Below are 17,547 nucleotides of genomic sequence, written 5' to 3'. Positions count from 1 at the left end.
CGCCTGTTGGTCAGGATCCACTGGGGTTCGCAGGGACGTTAATGCAGCAACACACTGGCGTCCATGGCAAGAACGACCTATTTTTCGATCCCGAAATGACGTTTCCAGACCTCGGATCAGAGGTCGATCTCGACCACCCCGTCCGGGTCCGCAGCACGGCTTTGGCACAGGATGATTGCGCCTTCGCGCTGCTTGTTCGACAGCACGAAATCCCTATGCTCGATTTCACCCGAAATCACACCGCATTTACAGACGCCGCAAATTCCGTCCGAACATTTCACATCGACCTGAATTCCGGCTTCGTTCAGCACCTGCGCCGCGTGTTTGTCGGCGGGAACCTGCAGCTCTCGCCCCGATTTGGCCAGTTTCAGCGTGAAAGAATGGTTCTCATATTCGGGCTGCTCGGGAACGGAGAAATACTCCAGATGCCGCGCCTCGTCTGGGAACCCTTGACGTTCCGCTGCCTGCATCACGCCTTCCATGTACCGATCCGGGCCGCAGGTATAGACATGCCAACCTACCTGATATCCCGACAGGATTGACTGTAAATCAGCGCGCGTGCCTTCGTCCGAGAAATGATAGTGCACGTGATCGGCCCAGGGCATTGCAGCCAGATCGTCCAGATACCCCGCCCCAGCGCGGGTACTGGCCGAGTAATGCAGGTCAAAGGGTTTGCCCAGACTGTGCAGGCGGTGGGCAAAAGCGATCATCGGCGTGATACCGATCCCGCCGCCCATCAGGAATGTCCTGGTGGCGGTCTCATCCAGTTCGAAATGGTTGATCGGTTTCGAGATGAAAACCTTGCGCCCTTCGGTAAAAATCCGGTGCAACAGGGCCGAGCCGCCCCGCCCCTCATCCTCGCGCAAGACACCGATCTGATAGGTCGCTGGGTTCGCCGGATTGCCGGACATTGAATATTGCCGCAGGAACTCTGGCGCGACCAGCACGTCCAGATGGGCGCCTGCGGTCCACTGAGGCAGCGGCGCGCCATCCAGCGTCGCGAACTCATATTTGGTCACATCATCCGTCATCCGGTCGACCATGCTCAGCTCGACCCGCATGACAGGGGCATCACCTGCGATGGAATAGTTGTGAACAACAGACATGTCCCCGGCGGCCTTGCGTGCCTTGTACTCCTCTGCCGTGACCATCGCTTCATAAGCTGCAATCCCGGCTTCGCGGTCCATGGCAAAAGGATAGGGCCAGGGATGCGGGGCCAGATAGGCGGGATAGACCGCCAGCGTCTGATCCTCATATTCCAGGGCAAGGTCCGTCTGCAGGTTGCGCCGGTTCAGCGGATGCTGGGTCGGGCGATACGCGCCGTCGGGCTGCAATTCGATATCCCACCACCATTTCTTGGTGTCGTTCAAGCCACCATTGCCCACCGCATCGTCCAGTTTCGCCAGCGCTGGCGCGGCTTGGGGGAAGTTCATCGCGGCCCAACGGAAGGGACGTTCCTTGAAGATGCCTTCCAGATTCCATGGGCAGGTCTTCATGCACCGCCCGCACATCGCACCACCCGATGTTGTCACCCGGTAAGTGGCGCATTTCTGGCTGTCGGACTTCCAGATTTCATAGCCGTTGAACATCAGTTTTGGCCCGGCGGTGATCGCCCCCGAGGGGCATTCTCGCGCGCATTTATTGCAGCTTTCACAAAAACTCTGCAGTCCGAAATCTATCGGCTTGTCATGAGCCAGAGGCATATCTGTTGTGACCGCACCGGATTTCAGACGCGGGCCCAGATAGGGGTTCAGGATGACCTCGCCAATCCGGCTGACCTCTCCCAGTCCCGACAACAGCAAAAGCGGAGGCTGCAGCACCTCGCCATCCATCACCGTATGGGCCTTTGCCTTGTACCCAAGGTTGCGGATCTGCTGTGCAACGACCCCACCCAAAAGCGAGAACCGCAGATAGGCGCGCATGGATTGGGCCACTGCAATCCAGTCGTCGCCACTGGACCCTTCCATGGTCTCGTAACCCTGATCAATGATCATGCTGATGGCTTGATCATGCGGCGGCGTGATCTCTTCTCCGGCGGCATCATGTGAATACCACGCCCAATCGGGGCACCGGCTGAGACCTACGGCATCCGCACCCAGAAAATAGGTCGCGGCCTTGATATTGGCGGCGTTCCGGGCGGCATCTGTCGGCGGCGCTGTCTCGGCGCTATCGCCATCCTGCAGCAGAACAAACGCGCCCAGCGCGCGCCGCTGTGCGAAACTGGGGGCCGCCTTGCGCACGTAATGCCCACCCTTGGCGGCGTCCTGCATGGACTTTCCCATGTCGCCGAATTGCGCCCGGGCAAACATGTCAGCCCGTTTGGGGACGCGTGCAACGTTTTCCTCGTCAATATAAGTTGTCGGCGTTTCGACACGCTTAAGCTTTTCGAAGGGATGCGCGCCGTCGACATAGCGCCGTTTGGCATAGGAGTCTCGGTTCAACGCATTCTTGGCAAAACCCGCCCCCAACCACCATGCCGGTCCTTGTGTGCGAAACCACGGTTGCTGAGCCATCGGGCACAGCGGGCGGTCATGAGCGATCTCCAACTCGGTCGTCACCACCGCCAGCCCGAACCGAGTCCCAAGCCAGGGGGCAACAAGCTGCCCACCTTCGACCGAGGCCAATCCTGCGGCGACCGCCAATTTGCCCAGATCAACATCCGAAGACATCGCCGAATGCGCCCGCGCATCAAAGCCAAGCAGGCGGATGTAGTTGGCAATAACCACCGCATTTTCGGTCGCCAACAAACAAGCGCGATGATCCTGCGCATCCACGATCCAATCGGCTCCGGGCTCGGACGGGTCCGGGTCACGGTTGTGTTCATATAGGAACACGATTGCATGGCGGTGGCTGTCAATCGGTTTGGGTGCAGCCTCGATACTGTCTTTCAAATCCGCCATGATGACGTCAATACCCGAGGCCAGTGTTTTGGTCTGCCGAGTTCTTAAGGCATCTGACAGCCGGTCGATATCGGGATTACGGCGTGGCGCGGATAACAGCGCGTCGGACGGCAGCGGACCGCATCCGATCATCGACGCATCGTTGAAATAACCAAAGGCCTTTAAATGGTTGGCACGTTCGCGCGGCTCTGACGGGATATCGGCCATTGCCGTGTTCACCAGCCCGTTGCGGATCGCATCCATCATAGCCTGAAATTCACCCATCGCATTAACGATGCTTTGGGGTTTGTCGGGTCGGCGAAAGCTAAGATCGCCCATAGGCGTCACCTGCGAAAGGTCCGGCATTGTGTCCTGCCGCGCCAACCGCTCTAGCGGGTAGCCGCCCATATGAACTGGCCTGTTCCGGTCTGAAAAGAAACGGATTCCCATAGCGTGCCTCCCCTTGCCCGTCTGACCCTTAATGCCCGGTAGACAGCAATACCATTCATACTTAATCATAAATAATATGAATAAAAATGATTTCACTGATTTGGACGGCAAAGTCCTGCGGGTCTTTCTGACAATACTCGAGGAAAGCTCGGTCTCGAAAGCAGCCGATCGGCTGGGGGTCACGCAATCGGCAATCAGCCACACGCTGTCCAAACTGCGGCAGGTGCTGGGCGATCCGTTGTTTGTACGTTCAGGTCAGGGCCTGACCCCGACCGAACGTGCCTTGTCCCTGAAGGACCCTATTCAAACGGTGCTGGACGGGATGCGTGCCTTGACCGACGGTCGCCCCTTTGACCCGTTATCCGAACAGATCGACATTCGCATCGCCACAAATGACATGCCACGCGAAGTGATATTCCCAAGGCTGTTGCGAGACACACGCGCCGAGGGTGCACGGCTACGGTTGGAGTTCATCCCATCGGGCGTTCCCGATCCGGACCTGTTGCGCAGCGACCGGTGTCAGTTGATGGTCACCCCTCTGCCGCCGGATGGGCCGGACATTTACCAGAAACGACTGCTCGAAAGCCCGCTGATGATGTTTTATGATGCCGGCCATTGCACCCCGCCAAACAGTTGGCAGACCTACTGCGAGAGCGAGCATATCGAGGTGCGCTTTTCCGATGGCCGCAACGCCCGTGCCGTCATGCGGGGTGTTGATCAAAGCCAGATCAGAGCGCCGATTGTTACCCTGCCCCATTTCAACGCGATTCCGGCCTTTGTGCGGGGCAGCTCGTTGATCTCGACCGATACCGCCTTGATGAGACAAGGTCCTCTGGCCGGGTTGGACTGTGCGCATTTGCCCTTCGAATGCACCCCGGTTCCGCTTTACATGGTCTGGCACCAAAGGTCGGCCAATGACCCAGCGCATCGTTGGCTGCGCAGAAGGATCGAAGCCATAGCAGCTGACATCAGCGCGCCTTGATCAAATGGGTCAGTGCAGCACCGGTTTCAAAGTAGGCGTGACGCAGGCGGGTCCAGCGTTCAGTATGTTCCGCCACAGCGGGAACTGGCAGCAACGCCGGATCCCCTGCCAAAAGGCTCTCAGCCGCCATACGGCCAAACACCGTGCCCGGCCCGATACCCCGGCCTGAATAGCCATGGATCGAAACCGCATCCGGTCCGATCCGGGTGATCTTGGGAATGTGGTCCGAGGTCATCCCAATGCGGCCGTGCCATCCCTGCTGCAAGGGTTGATCCGCAAGCTGAGGATAAAGCTCTGACAGTTTGCGCTTGATCCATCCGGTATGAGCGGCGCTGCCCGCATGTTCTAGATTGCCCATTGCGCCGAGGATAAAGCGCCCGTCGTGATCCATTCGGAAAGAGGTCATGATCAGGCCGGTATCCCAACATCCTTCGGCTCCGGGAAGAATACTCGCGCGCAGATTGTCGGACAACGGCGCAGTAGTGAATTGAAAATACGAGACAGGAACATAGGCCGGTGCCGTATCGGGCAGGTTCCGATGATACGCGTTGGTGGCCTGGATCACTGATTTGGCGCGCACCGTGGCCTGCGGGGTTTCCAACAGCCACTGGCCATCGACATGGCGCATCGTCATCACTGGGCTGTGCGTGTGAACGCGTGCCCCGGTTGCGGCAGCCGCACGGACCAGACCACGCACATATGCCATCGGCTGGATCGTTCCGGCGCGCGGGTCGAACAGAGCTCCACGAAAGGTGGCGCTGCCCGTGCGCTGGTACGTCTTGTCCGACGACAGCAACTCGACCGGAGCGCCTGCCTGACGCAACTGTGCATGGCGTATTTTCAAATCAGCAAGACCAGAGCCAGAATGCGCACAATGCAACGTGCCCTTGCGCATCGGCTCGCACTCGATCCCATGTGTCTGGATCACGCTGAATACTTCACTTGGGGCCGCCGCAAGGATTTCGATCAGACGTGTCCCGGCCGCATCCCCCAGATGAGCGCAGATTTCAGTAGGTCGTACCCAGAGCCCGGCATTGACCAGCCCCACATTGCGCCCAGACCCCCCATGCCCGATCTCTTGCGCTTCAAGCACACAGACCGAGGCTCCGGCCCGTGCGGCCGTCAAAGCCGCGGAACAGCCAGTATAACCGCCGCCGATCACCGCAAGGTCCACAGACAAATCGCTGGTCAGCGGGGCGCTCTCCACATGCTCGCGGCAGGTGTGTAGCCAAAGGGATTGATCGTAGTCGCTCAATGCGGACTCCTTGCGGTGTCAAAAACCATTAGGACGCGGGATCAGGTCGTCGCAAGAGCCCTTTGATCCTCACGCCCCATCGCGATCAGGAAAGGCCGCGCCTCTTGCTGCGACTGAAACGCTGCCCGATCGCACATCCCCTGCCACCCGGCCAGAACCAGCGATTGCGCAACGGCACCGCCCAAAGTCGCTCCGGGGCCTGTCACGATGAACAGGTCAGGCGCGAATTCGCGCGCGGCGGTCTGGATTGCGCGGGTGAAGTCATAGGCCGCGGTCACTTGATGTCCCAGGGTGTAATCCCACAGTGCCTGCGTGTCCGTCGCACCCGGCCACCAGATTTTGCCACGCCCGTCGATCAGAGGCCGGTCAGGCTGTTTGAACAGCTCCGCACCAAGTTGCGTGCGCCCTTCCGCAGCCACCGGAGCTTGAAGGTGGGTGTGAAATGCGGCGTGATTTGCCAACCTCATGGGGAACCTGTCTTGCACACTCGGCCACGATGCCTCGAACGCGCGCAAGCCCTCTTCGTTACCCGCTAGAACCAGCATTCCGCCCAAATCAATCGACAATGCCAGAACCTGACCGTCCTGCGCGTTGATCCGCGCCACATCCGCCAGCAATTCAGCCTTACGCTGAGGATCAGCCACCCAGCTATCGTCTGAAAACGGGTATACGAGCTGCCCACCAATTAGGTGGTCCTGCATCAGCGTCCCCATTGTGTTCACCACACGAAAGCCATTCTCGGGCGACGCCGCGCCTCCGACGGCGAGGGCGATGTACCAGCCCATCGAGTTGCCGGTGACAGCCACCACTTCAATGTCATCGGCCAGCACCTGAGCATCAGCCAGAGATGCCGCGTAGATCAAAGGTGAGGCCACATCTCCACGCGAATACTTGCTGACCGTGAACCGATCGGCACCGTCCAGCTCCGTGACCGTCTCTTGCCCCGCATTGGCACGGATAGCGTCAAAATTGCCAAACATCTGCATCCGGCTTGCGTGATGACGGTGCAAATAACCCAGCTCGGCTTTGTTATAGGTGCCCCGACCCGGGCAGATCACAACGGCGGTACGGGTCATGAGCGGTTTCCAGTCAGATTGAGCGCGGCGGCGACGATATTAACCTTTGACGGCAATGGCGCAGCATATGCAGGCCCGGTCGCGATAAAGCTGTCTTCCGCCACAACGCGGGCGATTGGGGTGTCGGGGCTTTCTTCGACGAAGAAAGTTGTCAACGCCTCTGACTGGCTCCCGGTCCGGCGGCATTCGTCAACGACCAGAATATGCGCACAGGTTTTGGTGGCCTCGCGCAACGCTTCTGCAGGTAATGGAGCCAACCATCGCATGTCGATAATCCGGGTTCGGATCCCTGCGGCCTCAAGTTCGGGCAAGGCTTGCTGCGACAGGTAGTGGCCGTTGCCATAGGTCACAATCGCCAGATCGGTGCCGTCCCCCTGTACCCCGACCTCGCCCAGGCGGATGCTGCGATCCGGCGAAGGATAGGTCGTCATCCATCCGGCATCTTGTGCCTGATGGAGGTCGCGCATCGGATAAAGCGCAATGGGTTCCAGGAATACCACGACGCGCTGCTCTTCGCGGGCCAGCCTTACGCATTCTCGAAGCATCTGCACCGCGTCCGAACCGGTCGAGGGGCAGGCAATGATCACACCCGGAATATCGCGCAGAACGGCCAGAGAGTTGTCGTTGTGGAAATGCCCCCCGAAACCCTTCTGATATCCCAGCCCGGCGATCCGCAGGACCATCGGATTGGTAAATTGCCCGTTCGAAAAAAAGGGCAAGGTCGCGGCCTCGCCCCTGATCTGGTCCTCGGCATTGTGGAGATAGGCCAGAAACTGAATTTCAGGGATCGGGACAAAGCCGTTATGCCCCATACCAATGGCCAGCCCCAGAATGGACTGTTCGTCCAACAGCGTGTCGATCACCCGATCCGGGCCGAACCGCTGTTGCAGCTTTTGGGTCACGCCATAGACGCCACCCTTGCGCCCCACATCTTCGCCCATGCACACGATCTCGGAGTGTTCCAGCATCAGATCGGTCAGCGCCCAGTTGATCAGACGACTCATCGGCTGGGGGTCGTCCATCGCGCGCATGTCGCCGCCAAAAGCGGCTGCACGGGCCTCGGCCCCCGGACCATTGGTGGGTTTGCAGGAGCGTTTTGGCGGGATCAAGCTGGCCATGACTTCGGACGCGGTGGTCAGATGCGGGCGGGTCACGGCCTCTGCCGCGATCCTGTCGGTGCGAGCGCAAGTATCCTGATATATCTTCAGCGCCTGATCCGACGATAGCGCCCCGGCCTGATCCAACAGCCGCACCGAATGCAGCAGCGGATCATTTGCCTCATCAGCTTCGACTTCGGATTTAGCCATATAGGTCGTCGGGACGTCCGCCCCCGCATGGCCATAAAGCCGAACGGTTCTTAGATGCAGAAAAGCCGGTTTGCGCCGAGTGCGCACGTATTCCGCCGCCTCTTTCGCAACCGCATAGGTTTCGAAAATATCCAAACCGTTGGCCTGGAAATATTTGATCCCCGGCCGGTGCTGCATCGACGCTTGAATCCATCCCTTTGGCGTTTTGACCGAGATACCGATCCCATTATCCTCACAGACGAACAACAGGGGCAAAGGGGTCGACTGAACGCTGGTCCATCCGGCCGTATTGATCGCCCCCTGCGCAGTCGAGTGGTTGGCCGATGCGTCCCCGAAGGAACACATGGCGATCCCGTCCTGTGGCAGTTCGCGATGTTCGGGCGGGTGCCGCCGCGCTGCACCCAGGGAATAGGCCGCACCCACAGCTTTGGGCAGATGACTGGCAATTGTCGAGGTCTGCGGCGGGATCATCAGTGCCTTCGAGCCCAGTACCTTGTGCCGACCACCCGAGATCGGGTCCTCTTTCGAGCAGGCGAAACTCAGTAACATATCCCAGGCGATCTGCTGACCCGGCACCTGCTCGGAACGCGCGATCTGAAACGCGGCATCTCGGTAGTGCAAAAACGCGATGTCCGTGGGCCGCAGCGCGTGGGCGACAGCCGCCATGCCCTCATGCCCGGACGAGCCGATGGTATAGAACCCCTGCCCCGCCTTCTGCATTGCGCGGCTGGTACGGTCCAGTGCCCGGCTGAGAACCTGAGACCGGTACAGCGACACCGCATCGGCGTTGCTTAATCCCGGTCGCGGTGCGGCGCCGTCAGGCAGGTGGTGCTGCGCCACACGTGTCAGGAAATTCTCATGAACGATCTGAGCGCGATCCATGGCGGCCCCTCTACTTCAATCTGGTGGTCGCAACAGAAATGCGCCGCAACCCTTCTTGCAGGCTTTCGGTGGCGTAAGCAAAAGAAAGCCGCAGGTGGCCCGGCAAACCAAAGGCACGCCCCGGCACCAGTGCCACCCCGACTTCGTCCAGCAGATACCGGCAGAATTCGTGATCGACCGGCATTTCAGCCGGTGTTTTGGGAAAGACATAGAACGCGCCATCCGGAACGGCACACTCCAGACCCGCGGCATTCAACCCAGCAACCACAAGATCACGGCGCACCCGCATCGCCTGCAGGCGTTCGCCCAAAAGCGTTTGCGGCCCGGTAATCGCAGCCAATGCTGCCGCCTGCGCGATGGAACATGCGCCTGATGTAATCTGCCCCTGAACAGCGGTCATCGCCTTGATCAAGGGTGATGGCCCGATTCCCCAACCGATCCGCCACCCGGTCATTGAATAGGCCTTGGAAACTCCATTTACGGTCAGCACTCTATCCGCCAGATGCGGCACGGCCTGAACAAATGGCGTGAAGGGAACATAGGTCAGGTGTTGGTAGATCTCATCCGAGATCACCCAAACATTGGGATGCCTGTCCAAAACGCGACCCAGAGCCTGCATTTCCGATTCAGTATAGACCGCGCCGGTCGGGTTTGAGGGCGTGTTCAGCAAAAGCCAGCGAGTGCGCGGCGTAATTGCGGCCTCAAGCTGTGCTGGGGTCAGCTTGAACCCCTGAGAAACCGGGCAGTCCAGCACAACCGGAATACCGCCGGACAGCCTGACCATATCCGCATAGCTGGTCCAGAACGGCGCCGCGATAATAACTTCATCGCCGGGATCGAGCGTGGCCATCAGCGCCCCGGACAAAACCTGTTTAGCACCGGTCGAGACGATCACGTTTTCCGGCCGGACACTGGCCCCGACGGCGATAGCCGCCCGGAGGTCCGGCGCCCCTACCGTCGCCGGGTATCGTGTTTGCCCGGCCAGCGCCGCTTGATGGGCCGCTTCGACCACATGTTCAGGGGTCGGAAAATCAGGCTCACCGGTGCTGAGCGCGACTACATCGACACCCTGCGCCTTAAGGCGCGCAGCCTGCTCAGAGATCTGAACAATCTCTGACAACTCAATCCCGCGCAGCCTGTCTGCACGCCTAAAACTATCTGCTGCGATTTCCCTGGACACTGCCAACGTCTCTCTTGACCAAAATATTCATTTGGTATCGGGCTGGCGGGCCCTAAAAGCCAGTGATATTCCATCCGAAAGGTATGAGGAATTATCATATGATCGCCCCCCGTCGTTTTCTGCCGTCTATCCCCTCTCTGCTGGCACTCGAGGCCGTTGACCGCCTTGGCAGTGCTTCGGCGGCAGCGGAAGAGCTTTCGCTGACCCAAAGCGCCATCAGCCGACAGCTCAAGTCGATGGAGGAACAGCTGGGCATCGAACTGATCCAGCGAACCCAGATGCGGCTGCAGCTTACCCCGGCGGCAAAAGAATACGTTCAGGTCGCGCGCAAAAGCTTGCACCAACTGGCGCAGGCCTCCCTAAAACTCAGAGCCAATCCGACCGGAGGATCGCTGAACCTGTCGATCCTGCCGGCGTTTGGGATGCATTGGCTGGCGCCGCGTCTTCAGGACTTTGCTCGCCGACATCCCGAGGTGACCGTCAATCTGAACACCCGGCTTCGCCCCTTCGATTTCGAAACGGAACATTTCGACGCCGCGATTCATTTCGGGCGTCGAGATTGGCACGGCGTCAACTACCTGCCGATCATGCGTGAAAACGTTGTACCGGTCTGCGCTCCGGAAATTCTGCCAAAAAACCCCGAACAGATTGACTGGCTAATGAATGCCCCGCTGCTGCACCTGGAAACACGCCCTGATGCCTGGGAGCAATGGTTTGCCGCACAAGGGCTTGTGGCATCAGGGCTTGGCGGCATGTTGTTCGACCAATTCTCGACTATGGGACAAGCCACAATTCATGGGCTTGGGGTGGCGCTGCTGCCCAGCTATCTGGTCGAAGACGACCTGAAAACCGGGCGACTCGTTCCCGCCTGGAAAGGCCCAGGCGTCAGTCTGGGCGATTTCTTTCTGGTCTGGCCGCAATCCCGGGTGGCATCCGAGCCGCTGAAGTCGTTCTGTTCTTGGCTGCAAGGCCAAGTCGACCAAATCTCGTGACCGGGCCATTCCGACCACCCTAGAAAACTGCGGGGAGGGAGCGTTCCGAACAGGATTATGTGTCCAACGACCGAGCAATGAGTTCCTTCATGATCTCATTTGTCCCACCATAGATCATCTGAACCCGCGCATCCGCGTAAAGCCGAGCAATCGGATATTCCATCATGAACCCATAGCCACCAAACAGCTGCAGACATTCGTGCATGATCTCATTCTGCACCTCAGACCCCCAGTATTTGGCCATCGACGCGGTCGATGCATCCAAAGTTCCAGCCTCAAGCCTGGCAATACAGTCGTTGACAAAACTGCGCAGCACTTCGGCCTTGGTTTTACACTCGGCAAGCTTGAAGCGGGTATTCTGGAAATCCATCACGCGCTGACCGAAGGCTTTGCGCTCCTGCGTGTATTTCACTGTTTCGGCAATCGCGAAATCAATCGCACCCAGGGCACCGATTGCAATCGTCAGGCGTTCCCAGGGAAGTTGCCGCATCATCTGGTAAAAACCCTGCCCCTCTTCCGCACCAATCAGGTTTGTCATCGGGACCTTGACGTCCTCAAAGAACAGCTCGGCCGTGTCATTGGACTTCATGCCCAGTTTCTTGAGGTTCCGCCCCTTGCGGAACCCATCTGCGCCCTGCGTTTCGACCGCGACCAACGATACCCCCTTCGACCCTTGGGACTTGTCGGTCTTTGCAGCCACAAGGATCAAGTCCGCAGATTGCCCATTGGTGATAAAGATCTTGGACCCGTTCAGACAGTAGGAGTTACCGTTCTTTTCCGCAGTTGTGCGAATCGACTGCACATCCGAACCGGTTCCGGGCTCTGTCATGGCCAGCGCGCCGACCATCTCGCCCGAGGCGAGTTTCGGCAGCCAATTCAACTTTTGATCTTCGTTGCCATAAGCGGTGATATAGTGGATGACAATCGACTGGATCGCATAGCCCCAACCGGAATCTCCGTGCGAGGTCTGGGCGTACATGGTCAGAGCATCAAATCCCATGCCACCACCGACACCGCCGTGTTCTTCGGTGATCGCGCCAGCCATCAGTCCCATGTCACCGGCCTTGCGCCAGAACGCACGATCAACAACCCCGTTTTCGGTCCAGCGCTCGATATTGGGCACCAGTTCGTCCTGCATGAAACGGTTCGCCATTTCGGCAAACATCTGGTGCTCTTCGGACACCCAGCTGGATGTAGGGGTAATAAGAGACATTGCGCATCCTCCAAGATCAACTTGCTGCCAGCGTAATTTGGACCGCCAAGTAATCCAATGCGTTGGATGAAACGCTACGCAACGTCTTTTGGAAGATTTCGCCGGGTCACGGGATCGGTGCGGCCAACGCGTTTTCCAGCAAGACCCGCGCTGCAGCTTTGGCATCTTGCGCGGGATCACAGCTTTTCAACAGAACCGCCGTCACGATTGCCCCTTCTTTCAGCAGAAGAATCTGACATCCCAGGCTTTCAGGGTCGAAGGCACCGGCTTTGCGGGCCAGATCCGTGAAATATTCCAACAACAACCGCTTGTGCTCCGCCGCCTGCACGTGGATCGGGTGCTCTTTCTCCTGGAACTCGGCGCCAGCCTTGATGAACATGCAGCCGCGAAACCCGTCTTCGGCGAACCACTCGCCCAGTGCATCAAAGCTTGAAATCAACTGGTCCGCAGGGGTGTGGGCCAATTCCTCGACACGACGCATGAACCAGTTGCGGAAATTCTCGTCCCGCAGACGCAAAGCCGCCAGAATCAGATCTTCCTTGGTGCGGAAATGTTTGTACATCGAAGTCTTCGACACACCCGTCTCAGCCACCAGCTTGTCCATGCCGGTCGCATGAAAACCGTCACGATAAAAGACCTTCAGGGCCTTGCGGACCAGCTCATCCCTTTTGTTTGGGCGCATGATTCGCCTCCTATACGTACCGATCTGTACATAATTGTACCCTCCATAATCCGCAAGGGCCACCAATGTTCAGGAAATTCTCTTTATTTTCCACCTGGATAGAGAAAAATTTTAGATATTTTACAGGCGCCCCTTGCAAAGAGGTACCGATCAGTACACCTTAACGACACGATGTACCGATCAGTTAACTATGGAGCCGTCATGAAACGCCGTACCAGCCCCTTCAACCGCCAGTACATCCCATTTCTGTTGACCCTTGCGCTGCTCGCTGCATCGCTAACCTGAAGGATCATGACATGAACCGCCCCCCTCTGCCGCCATTCACTGCTGAGACCGCTACACAAAAGGTCCGCATGGCTGAAAATGCTTGGAACAGCCGCGATCCGGATATCGTGACGCCCGCCTACACCGAGGACAGCCAATGGCGGAATCGGGCTGAGTTTGTCGCGGGCCATGCTGAAATTCACGCGCTTTTGACCCGCAAGTGGAGAAATGAGCAGGAGTACCGGCTGATCAAAGAACTCTGGGCCTATTCGGAAAACCGTATTGCCGTGCGCTATGCCTATGAATGGCGGAACGACAGCGGCCAGTGGTTCCGCTCATATGGTAACGAGAACTGGGAATTCGATAGGGATGGTCGGATGGCCAAACGTCATGCCTCGCTGAACGACCTTCCGATCAGGCAACAGGATCGGGTTTTCCTTTGGCCTCTTGGTCCACGCCCTGACGACCATCCCGGCCTGTCTGATCTGGGCCTGTAGAAAGGACCTATTATGCCACGTGCTTTTTCCAAACTAACCTTCACGTCTGCTGTTCTCACCCATCAAGAAAGGATGGGATCGGCGAAAACCTATGCGAAATTCCTGGAAAGCGGCCCTGTGCAGGGTCACGAAATCAGAGCCGCCGAAAAAGTGTTCATCGAGGCCCGCGACGGGTTCTACCAATCAACCGTGTCCGAGACCGGCTGGCCATATGTGCAGTATCGTGGCGGACCCGCGGGGTTTTTACGAGTACTTGATGCGCAGACCATCGGGTATGCTGATCTTTCGGGCAACAAACAGTATATCTCGCGCGGGAATTTGGATGGCAATGACCGGGTTGCGCTGATCCTGATGGATTATGCCAACCAGCGACGCCTGAAAATACTTGGGCGTGTCAAAATTGCCGAAGGCGCTGCGGCGGCTGCCAGCCTCTCCCCTGAAGGCACCCAGACCCCGGCCGAGCGCGCCGTCATTATCAAGGTCGAAGGTCTGGACTGGAATTGCCCAAGTCACATTACCCCACGATTCACCGAGGCCGAGCTGCGCCCCCACCTGAACGAATTGGGCCAGCAGCTGGCCCAACTTCAGGCGGAAAATGACCGGCTGAAACGGGAACTGGAAAATAAGAAATAAACCCCAGTGCCAAGCATTCCCCAACTTGTGATTCAAGGACTGACACCATGATAACGTTAACGCTGCACCGAGCCTTCATAGTCCTGTTTGGTTTCGCTCTGTCGATTGCCTTTCTTATGCTGGGATTTTTCGCATCTCCCGAAGCTGTTCGGACATCCCCGCCCGCGCTTTATAATTCGCTGCTGCTGGAAAAACTGACCCAAGACTAAGAACCGTACGGCCCTCGAAACAAGAGATTGTGCCTGAATCATGATCTCTGCCCTTGACCTTCCTGTGACTGGAACCCCCATCTAGGGTTGGAAACAGGACAGGATGAGTCGATTGGCCACCCCACATGCTATCAGACTGAAGGTCACCGGAATGAACTGCGCATCCTGCGTAGGCCGCGTGGAATCTGCGTTGCGCAATGTTCCCGGGGTTACCGAGGCTTCGGTCAACTTCCCAACCGAGACTGCACAGGTCACTTATGACGGGCCGATCAGCGACCTGACCGGCGCGCTGGACAAAGCTGGTTATCCGGTGTCAGTGGCAGAAGCTGTTCTGCAGATTGACAGAATGAGTTGTGCTTCTTGCGTCGCAAGGATTGAACGAGCACTCTGCGCAGATCCGGCCGTCATAAGTGCTCGGGTCAACCTGGCCACTGAAACCGCGACCATTCGTTTTGCCGACGGGGCAACTGATCCTGTGAAGCTGGCGCAGCAAAGCACTAAAGCGGGCTATCCGGCGCACCCTTCCAGGATGGCCGAAAGCAACGATGACAAACCGGGCGAAGCCTCTGCGCTGATTCGTACGACCCTGATCGCTGCAACGCTGGCTTTGCCCGTGTTCATACTCGAGATGGGCGGGCACATGATCCCAGCCTTTCATCACTGGGTTCAGGCGATAATCGGGATTCAGACCAGCCATATCATCCAGTTTGTCCTGACGTCAGTTCTGCTGATCGGCCCCGGAAGGGTGTTCTATGCCAAGGGTATCCCGGCCTTGCTGCGCGGGACACCTGATATGAATGCGCTGGTCGCGATGGGAACCGGTGCCGCCTATCTGTATTCCGTCCTGGCCACCTTTGCGCCTCAGGTTCTGCCGCAAGGCAGTGCAAATGTGTATTACGAGGCCGCCTCGGTCATCGTGGTCCTTATCCTGCTGGGTCGCGCGATGGAGGCGCGGGCAAAAGGCCGGACCGGGGCCGCCATTCGCAAACTGGTCGGGCTTCAACCGAAAACAGCCCGGCTAGAACAGGACGGGGGCACGGTCGATCGACCCATATCCGAAATACTGGTTGGCGATGTGCTGCAGATCCGACCCGGAGAGCGCGTCCCAGTCGATGCTCAGGTGTTGGACGGCACCTCATACGTGGATGAAAGCATGATTACCGGCGAACCCGTTCCTATAGGGAAATCGGCCGAAGATCAGGTGATAGGGGGCACGGTCAACGGCACGGGCGCGCTGCGCGTGCGCGCCACGCGGGTTGGGTCCGAAACGGTGCTGGCGCAGGTGATCCAGATGGTTCAGCAAGCTCAGGGTGCCAAGTTGCCGATACAGGGGCTAGTCGACCGGATCACGGCGTGGTTTGTTCCCGTTGTGATTGGCGTTGCCCTACTGACCATTGCGATCTGGCTGATCTTTGGCCCTGCGCCTGCCTTGCCGATGGCGCTGGTCGCAGGGGTTTCGGTTTTGATCATTGCTTGCCCCTGCGCCATGGGGCTGGCGACTCCGACGTCGATCATGGTGGGCACGGGGCGCGCGGCTGAACTGGGCGTGCTGTTCCGCAAAGGCGATGCTTTGCAGCAGTTGCAACAGGCCAAGATCATTGCTTTGGACAAAACCGGGACTCTGACACTGGGGCGCCCCGAACTGGCGAATGTCACGACCACGAACGGGTTTGAGCGCGATACTGTTCTGCGGCTGGCCGCTGCGGTTGAGGCGCGGTCCGAGCATCCGATTGCCACGGCGATCACGCGGGCCGGACCGGCGGACCTGCCCCCTATCTCCGGCTTTGAATCGCTGACTGGGCTGGGCGCCCGCGCGTCCGTTGATGGGCACGATCTGTTGATCGGCTCACCCAGATTAATGGCGCAGAACGGCATTGATCTATCCGCGTTGAGCCAACAGGCCGACCAGCATGCCGCCGAAGGGGCAACCCCCGTATTCGTCGCGATCAACGGTCAGGCTGCGGCACTTCTTACGGTCTCGGATCCGGTCAAACCGGGCACGATCGAAGCTTTGCACAGGCTGCACACGATGGGCCTGACATTGGCGATGGTCACCGGGGACAACGCCCTGACTGCGCAGGCCTTGGCAAACAAGCTGGGCATCGATCATGTCACAGCCGAGGTCCTGCCGGACGGAAAGCTCGCCACAATCAACGCCCTGCGCGACCAGTTCGGAGAGCTGGCCTTTGTCGGAGACGGGATCAACGACGCCCCGGCATTGGCTGCGGCGGATGTCGGCATTGCTATCGGAACTGGCACGGATGTGGCGATTGAAACGGCGGATGTGGTGCTGATGTCGGGCGATCTTCGCGCGGTTGCCAATTCAGTTGAAATCAGTCGCCGGACCATGAACAATATCCAACAGAATCTGGGCTGGGCGTTTGGATATAATGTTTTGCTGATCCCTGTCGCCGCCGGGATTCTGTATCCTTTTGGCGGCCCGCTTCTTTCCCCGGTTCTGGCGGCTGGAGCCATGGCTTTGTCCAGCGTCTTTGTCGTCACCAACGCGTTGCGACTTCGCAGGGTTCGCGCCAGCCTGCCCGAGGGGTCACATACGGCGGCTCAACAAATGGTGACGTCATGAATATCGGCGACGTTTCCAACCAAACCGGTCTCCCGGCCAAGACCATCCGCTATTACGAAGATATCGGACTGATCAAACCGCTGCGCGATGATAATGGCTATCGCCGGTTCCGCAGTCAGGATGTGCACAAACTGAACTTTTTGGGCCGGGCCCGCGCATTGGGATTTACGATCGAAGATTGCCGGACCCTGATGGCCTTGTATGAGGATGAAACCCGCGCAAGTGCAGATGTGAAGAAGGTTGCCCGCGCGCATATGGTCCAGATCGAAGCGAAGATCGCCGACCTTAATGCGATGCGCGATACGTTGGGTCATTTAATTGACGCCTGCGCCGGCGACGACAGGCCTGATTGTCCGATCCTGAAGGATTTGGGCGGACAACCCTGACACGGGGTTGCCCTTTGTCTTCAGCTTTGCTTTGTCTCTGCCAAACAATCCGGCTTGCGGCGTCTGACCGGGCCCG

The 17,547-nt window shown here is 58.6% G+C and carries 14 protein-coding genes; 7 read left to right on the top strand and 7 right to left on the bottom strand.

Annotated features, from left to right (window positions below; translation table 11 throughout):
- Positions 1-116: 116 nt before the first annotated feature.
- A complete protein-coding gene (locus AC2FJW_RS11115) occupies positions 117-3,329 on the bottom strand; it encodes a reductive dehalogenase (RefSeq protein ID WP_496750085.1) in 3,213 nt (1,070 codons plus the stop codon).
- Positions 3,330-3,405: 76 nt separating this feature from the next.
- On the opposite strand from AC2FJW_RS11115, the gene AC2FJW_RS11110 reads away from it, so the two are divergent.
- Complete coding sequence (locus AC2FJW_RS11110) at positions 3,406-4,311, top strand: LysR family transcriptional regulator (RefSeq protein ID WP_271948216.1); 906 nt, start codon at positions 3,406-3,408, stop codon at positions 4,309-4,311.
- Here AC2FJW_RS11110 and AC2FJW_RS11105 read toward each other — a convergent pair.
- From AC2FJW_RS11105 to AC2FJW_RS11090, 4 genes are read right to left on the bottom strand one after another with little or no spacing between them, the layout of a single operon-like run.
- Positions 4,298-5,566 (bottom strand): NAD(P)/FAD-dependent oxidoreductase, encoded by a 1,269-nt coding sequence (locus AC2FJW_RS11105; RefSeq protein WP_496750084.1) that lies wholly within the window; start codon positions 5,564-5,566, stop codon positions 4,298-4,300. The two genes, AC2FJW_RS11110 and AC2FJW_RS11105, sit on opposite strands and share 14 nt — an antisense overlap.
- A 41-nt stretch (positions 5,567-5,607) precedes the next feature.
- Positions 5,608-6,642, bottom strand: coding sequence for an ACP S-malonyltransferase (locus AC2FJW_RS11100; RefSeq protein WP_496696224.1), 1,035 nt, complete (start codon positions 6,640-6,642; stop codon positions 5,608-5,610).
- On the bottom strand, positions 6,639-8,831 hold the full coding sequence (locus AC2FJW_RS11095; RefSeq protein WP_496696226.1) for a dehydrogenase E1 component subunit alpha/beta: 2,193 nt from the start codon (positions 8,829-8,831) through the stop codon (positions 6,639-6,641). The genes AC2FJW_RS11100 and AC2FJW_RS11095 overlap by 4 nt, the downstream gene beginning before the upstream one ends.
- 10 nt (positions 8,832-8,841) lie before the next feature.
- Positions 8,842-10,011 carry a pyridoxal phosphate-dependent aminotransferase gene (locus AC2FJW_RS11090; RefSeq protein ID WP_496750083.1) on the bottom strand — a complete coding sequence of 390 codons (1,170 nt, stop codon included), beginning with the start codon at positions 10,009-10,011 and terminating at the stop codon, positions 8,842-8,844.
- A gap of 98 nt (positions 10,012-10,109) precedes the next feature.
- Here AC2FJW_RS11090 and AC2FJW_RS11085 point away from each other — a divergent pair, with 98 nt between their 5' ends.
- On the top strand, positions 10,110-11,003 hold the full coding sequence (locus tag AC2FJW_RS11085) for a LysR substrate-binding domain-containing protein (protein WP_142635780.1): 894 nt from the start codon (positions 10,110-10,112) through the stop codon (positions 11,001-11,003).
- A 55-nt stretch (positions 11,004-11,058) separates the two neighbouring features.
- Here the strand turns inward: AC2FJW_RS11085 and AC2FJW_RS11080 are convergent, their stop codons facing one another.
- Positions 11,059-12,216: an acyl-CoA dehydrogenase family protein gene (locus AC2FJW_RS11080; RefSeq protein ID WP_496750082.1), complete on the bottom strand. Its 1,158-nt coding sequence runs from the start codon at positions 12,214-12,216 to the stop codon at positions 11,059-11,061.
- A gap of 106 nt (positions 12,217-12,322) precedes the next feature.
- Complete coding sequence (locus AC2FJW_RS11075) at positions 12,323-12,898, bottom strand: TetR/AcrR family transcriptional regulator (protein ID WP_496696234.1); 576 nt, start codon at positions 12,896-12,898, stop codon at positions 12,323-12,325.
- A gap of 296 nt (positions 12,899-13,194) precedes the next feature.
- Between AC2FJW_RS11075 and AC2FJW_RS11070 the strand changes: the two genes are divergently transcribed.
- The 5 genes from AC2FJW_RS11070 (at position 13,195) to cueR (ending at position 17,471) form a co-directional block, all read left to right on the top strand.
- Positions 13,195-13,659 (top strand): nuclear transport factor 2 family protein, encoded by a 465-nt coding sequence (locus AC2FJW_RS11070; protein WP_496696235.1) that lies wholly within the window; start codon positions 13,195-13,197, stop codon positions 13,657-13,659.
- A gap of 12 nt (positions 13,660-13,671) precedes the next feature.
- Positions 13,672-14,292: a pyridoxamine 5'-phosphate oxidase family protein gene (locus AC2FJW_RS11065; protein WP_496696236.1), complete on the top strand. Its 621-nt coding sequence runs from the start codon at positions 13,672-13,674 to the stop codon at positions 14,290-14,292.
- Positions 14,293-14,339: 47 nt separating this feature from the next.
- Positions 14,340-14,501, top strand: coding sequence for a hypothetical protein (locus tag AC2FJW_RS11060; RefSeq protein ID WP_496696238.1), 162 nt, complete (start codon positions 14,340-14,342; stop codon positions 14,499-14,501).
- Positions 14,502-14,604: 103 nt separating this feature from the next.
- On the top strand, positions 14,605-17,085 hold the full coding sequence (locus tag AC2FJW_RS11055; RefSeq protein ID WP_496750081.1) for a heavy metal translocating P-type ATPase: 2,481 nt from the start codon (positions 14,605-14,607) through the stop codon (positions 17,083-17,085).
- Positions 17,082-17,471, top strand: a complete 390-nt coding sequence (cueR, locus tag AC2FJW_RS11050) for a Cu(I)-responsive transcriptional regulator (RefSeq protein ID WP_142635768.1) — start codon at positions 17,082-17,084, stop codon at positions 17,469-17,471. The genes AC2FJW_RS11055 and cueR overlap by 4 nt, the downstream gene beginning before the upstream one ends.
- Positions 17,472-17,547: the final 76 nt, after the last annotated feature.

This window comes from Ruegeria sp. CDSA020 (assembly GCF_059612345.1).
This window is presented reverse-complemented; position numbering and strand designations above follow the sequence as displayed.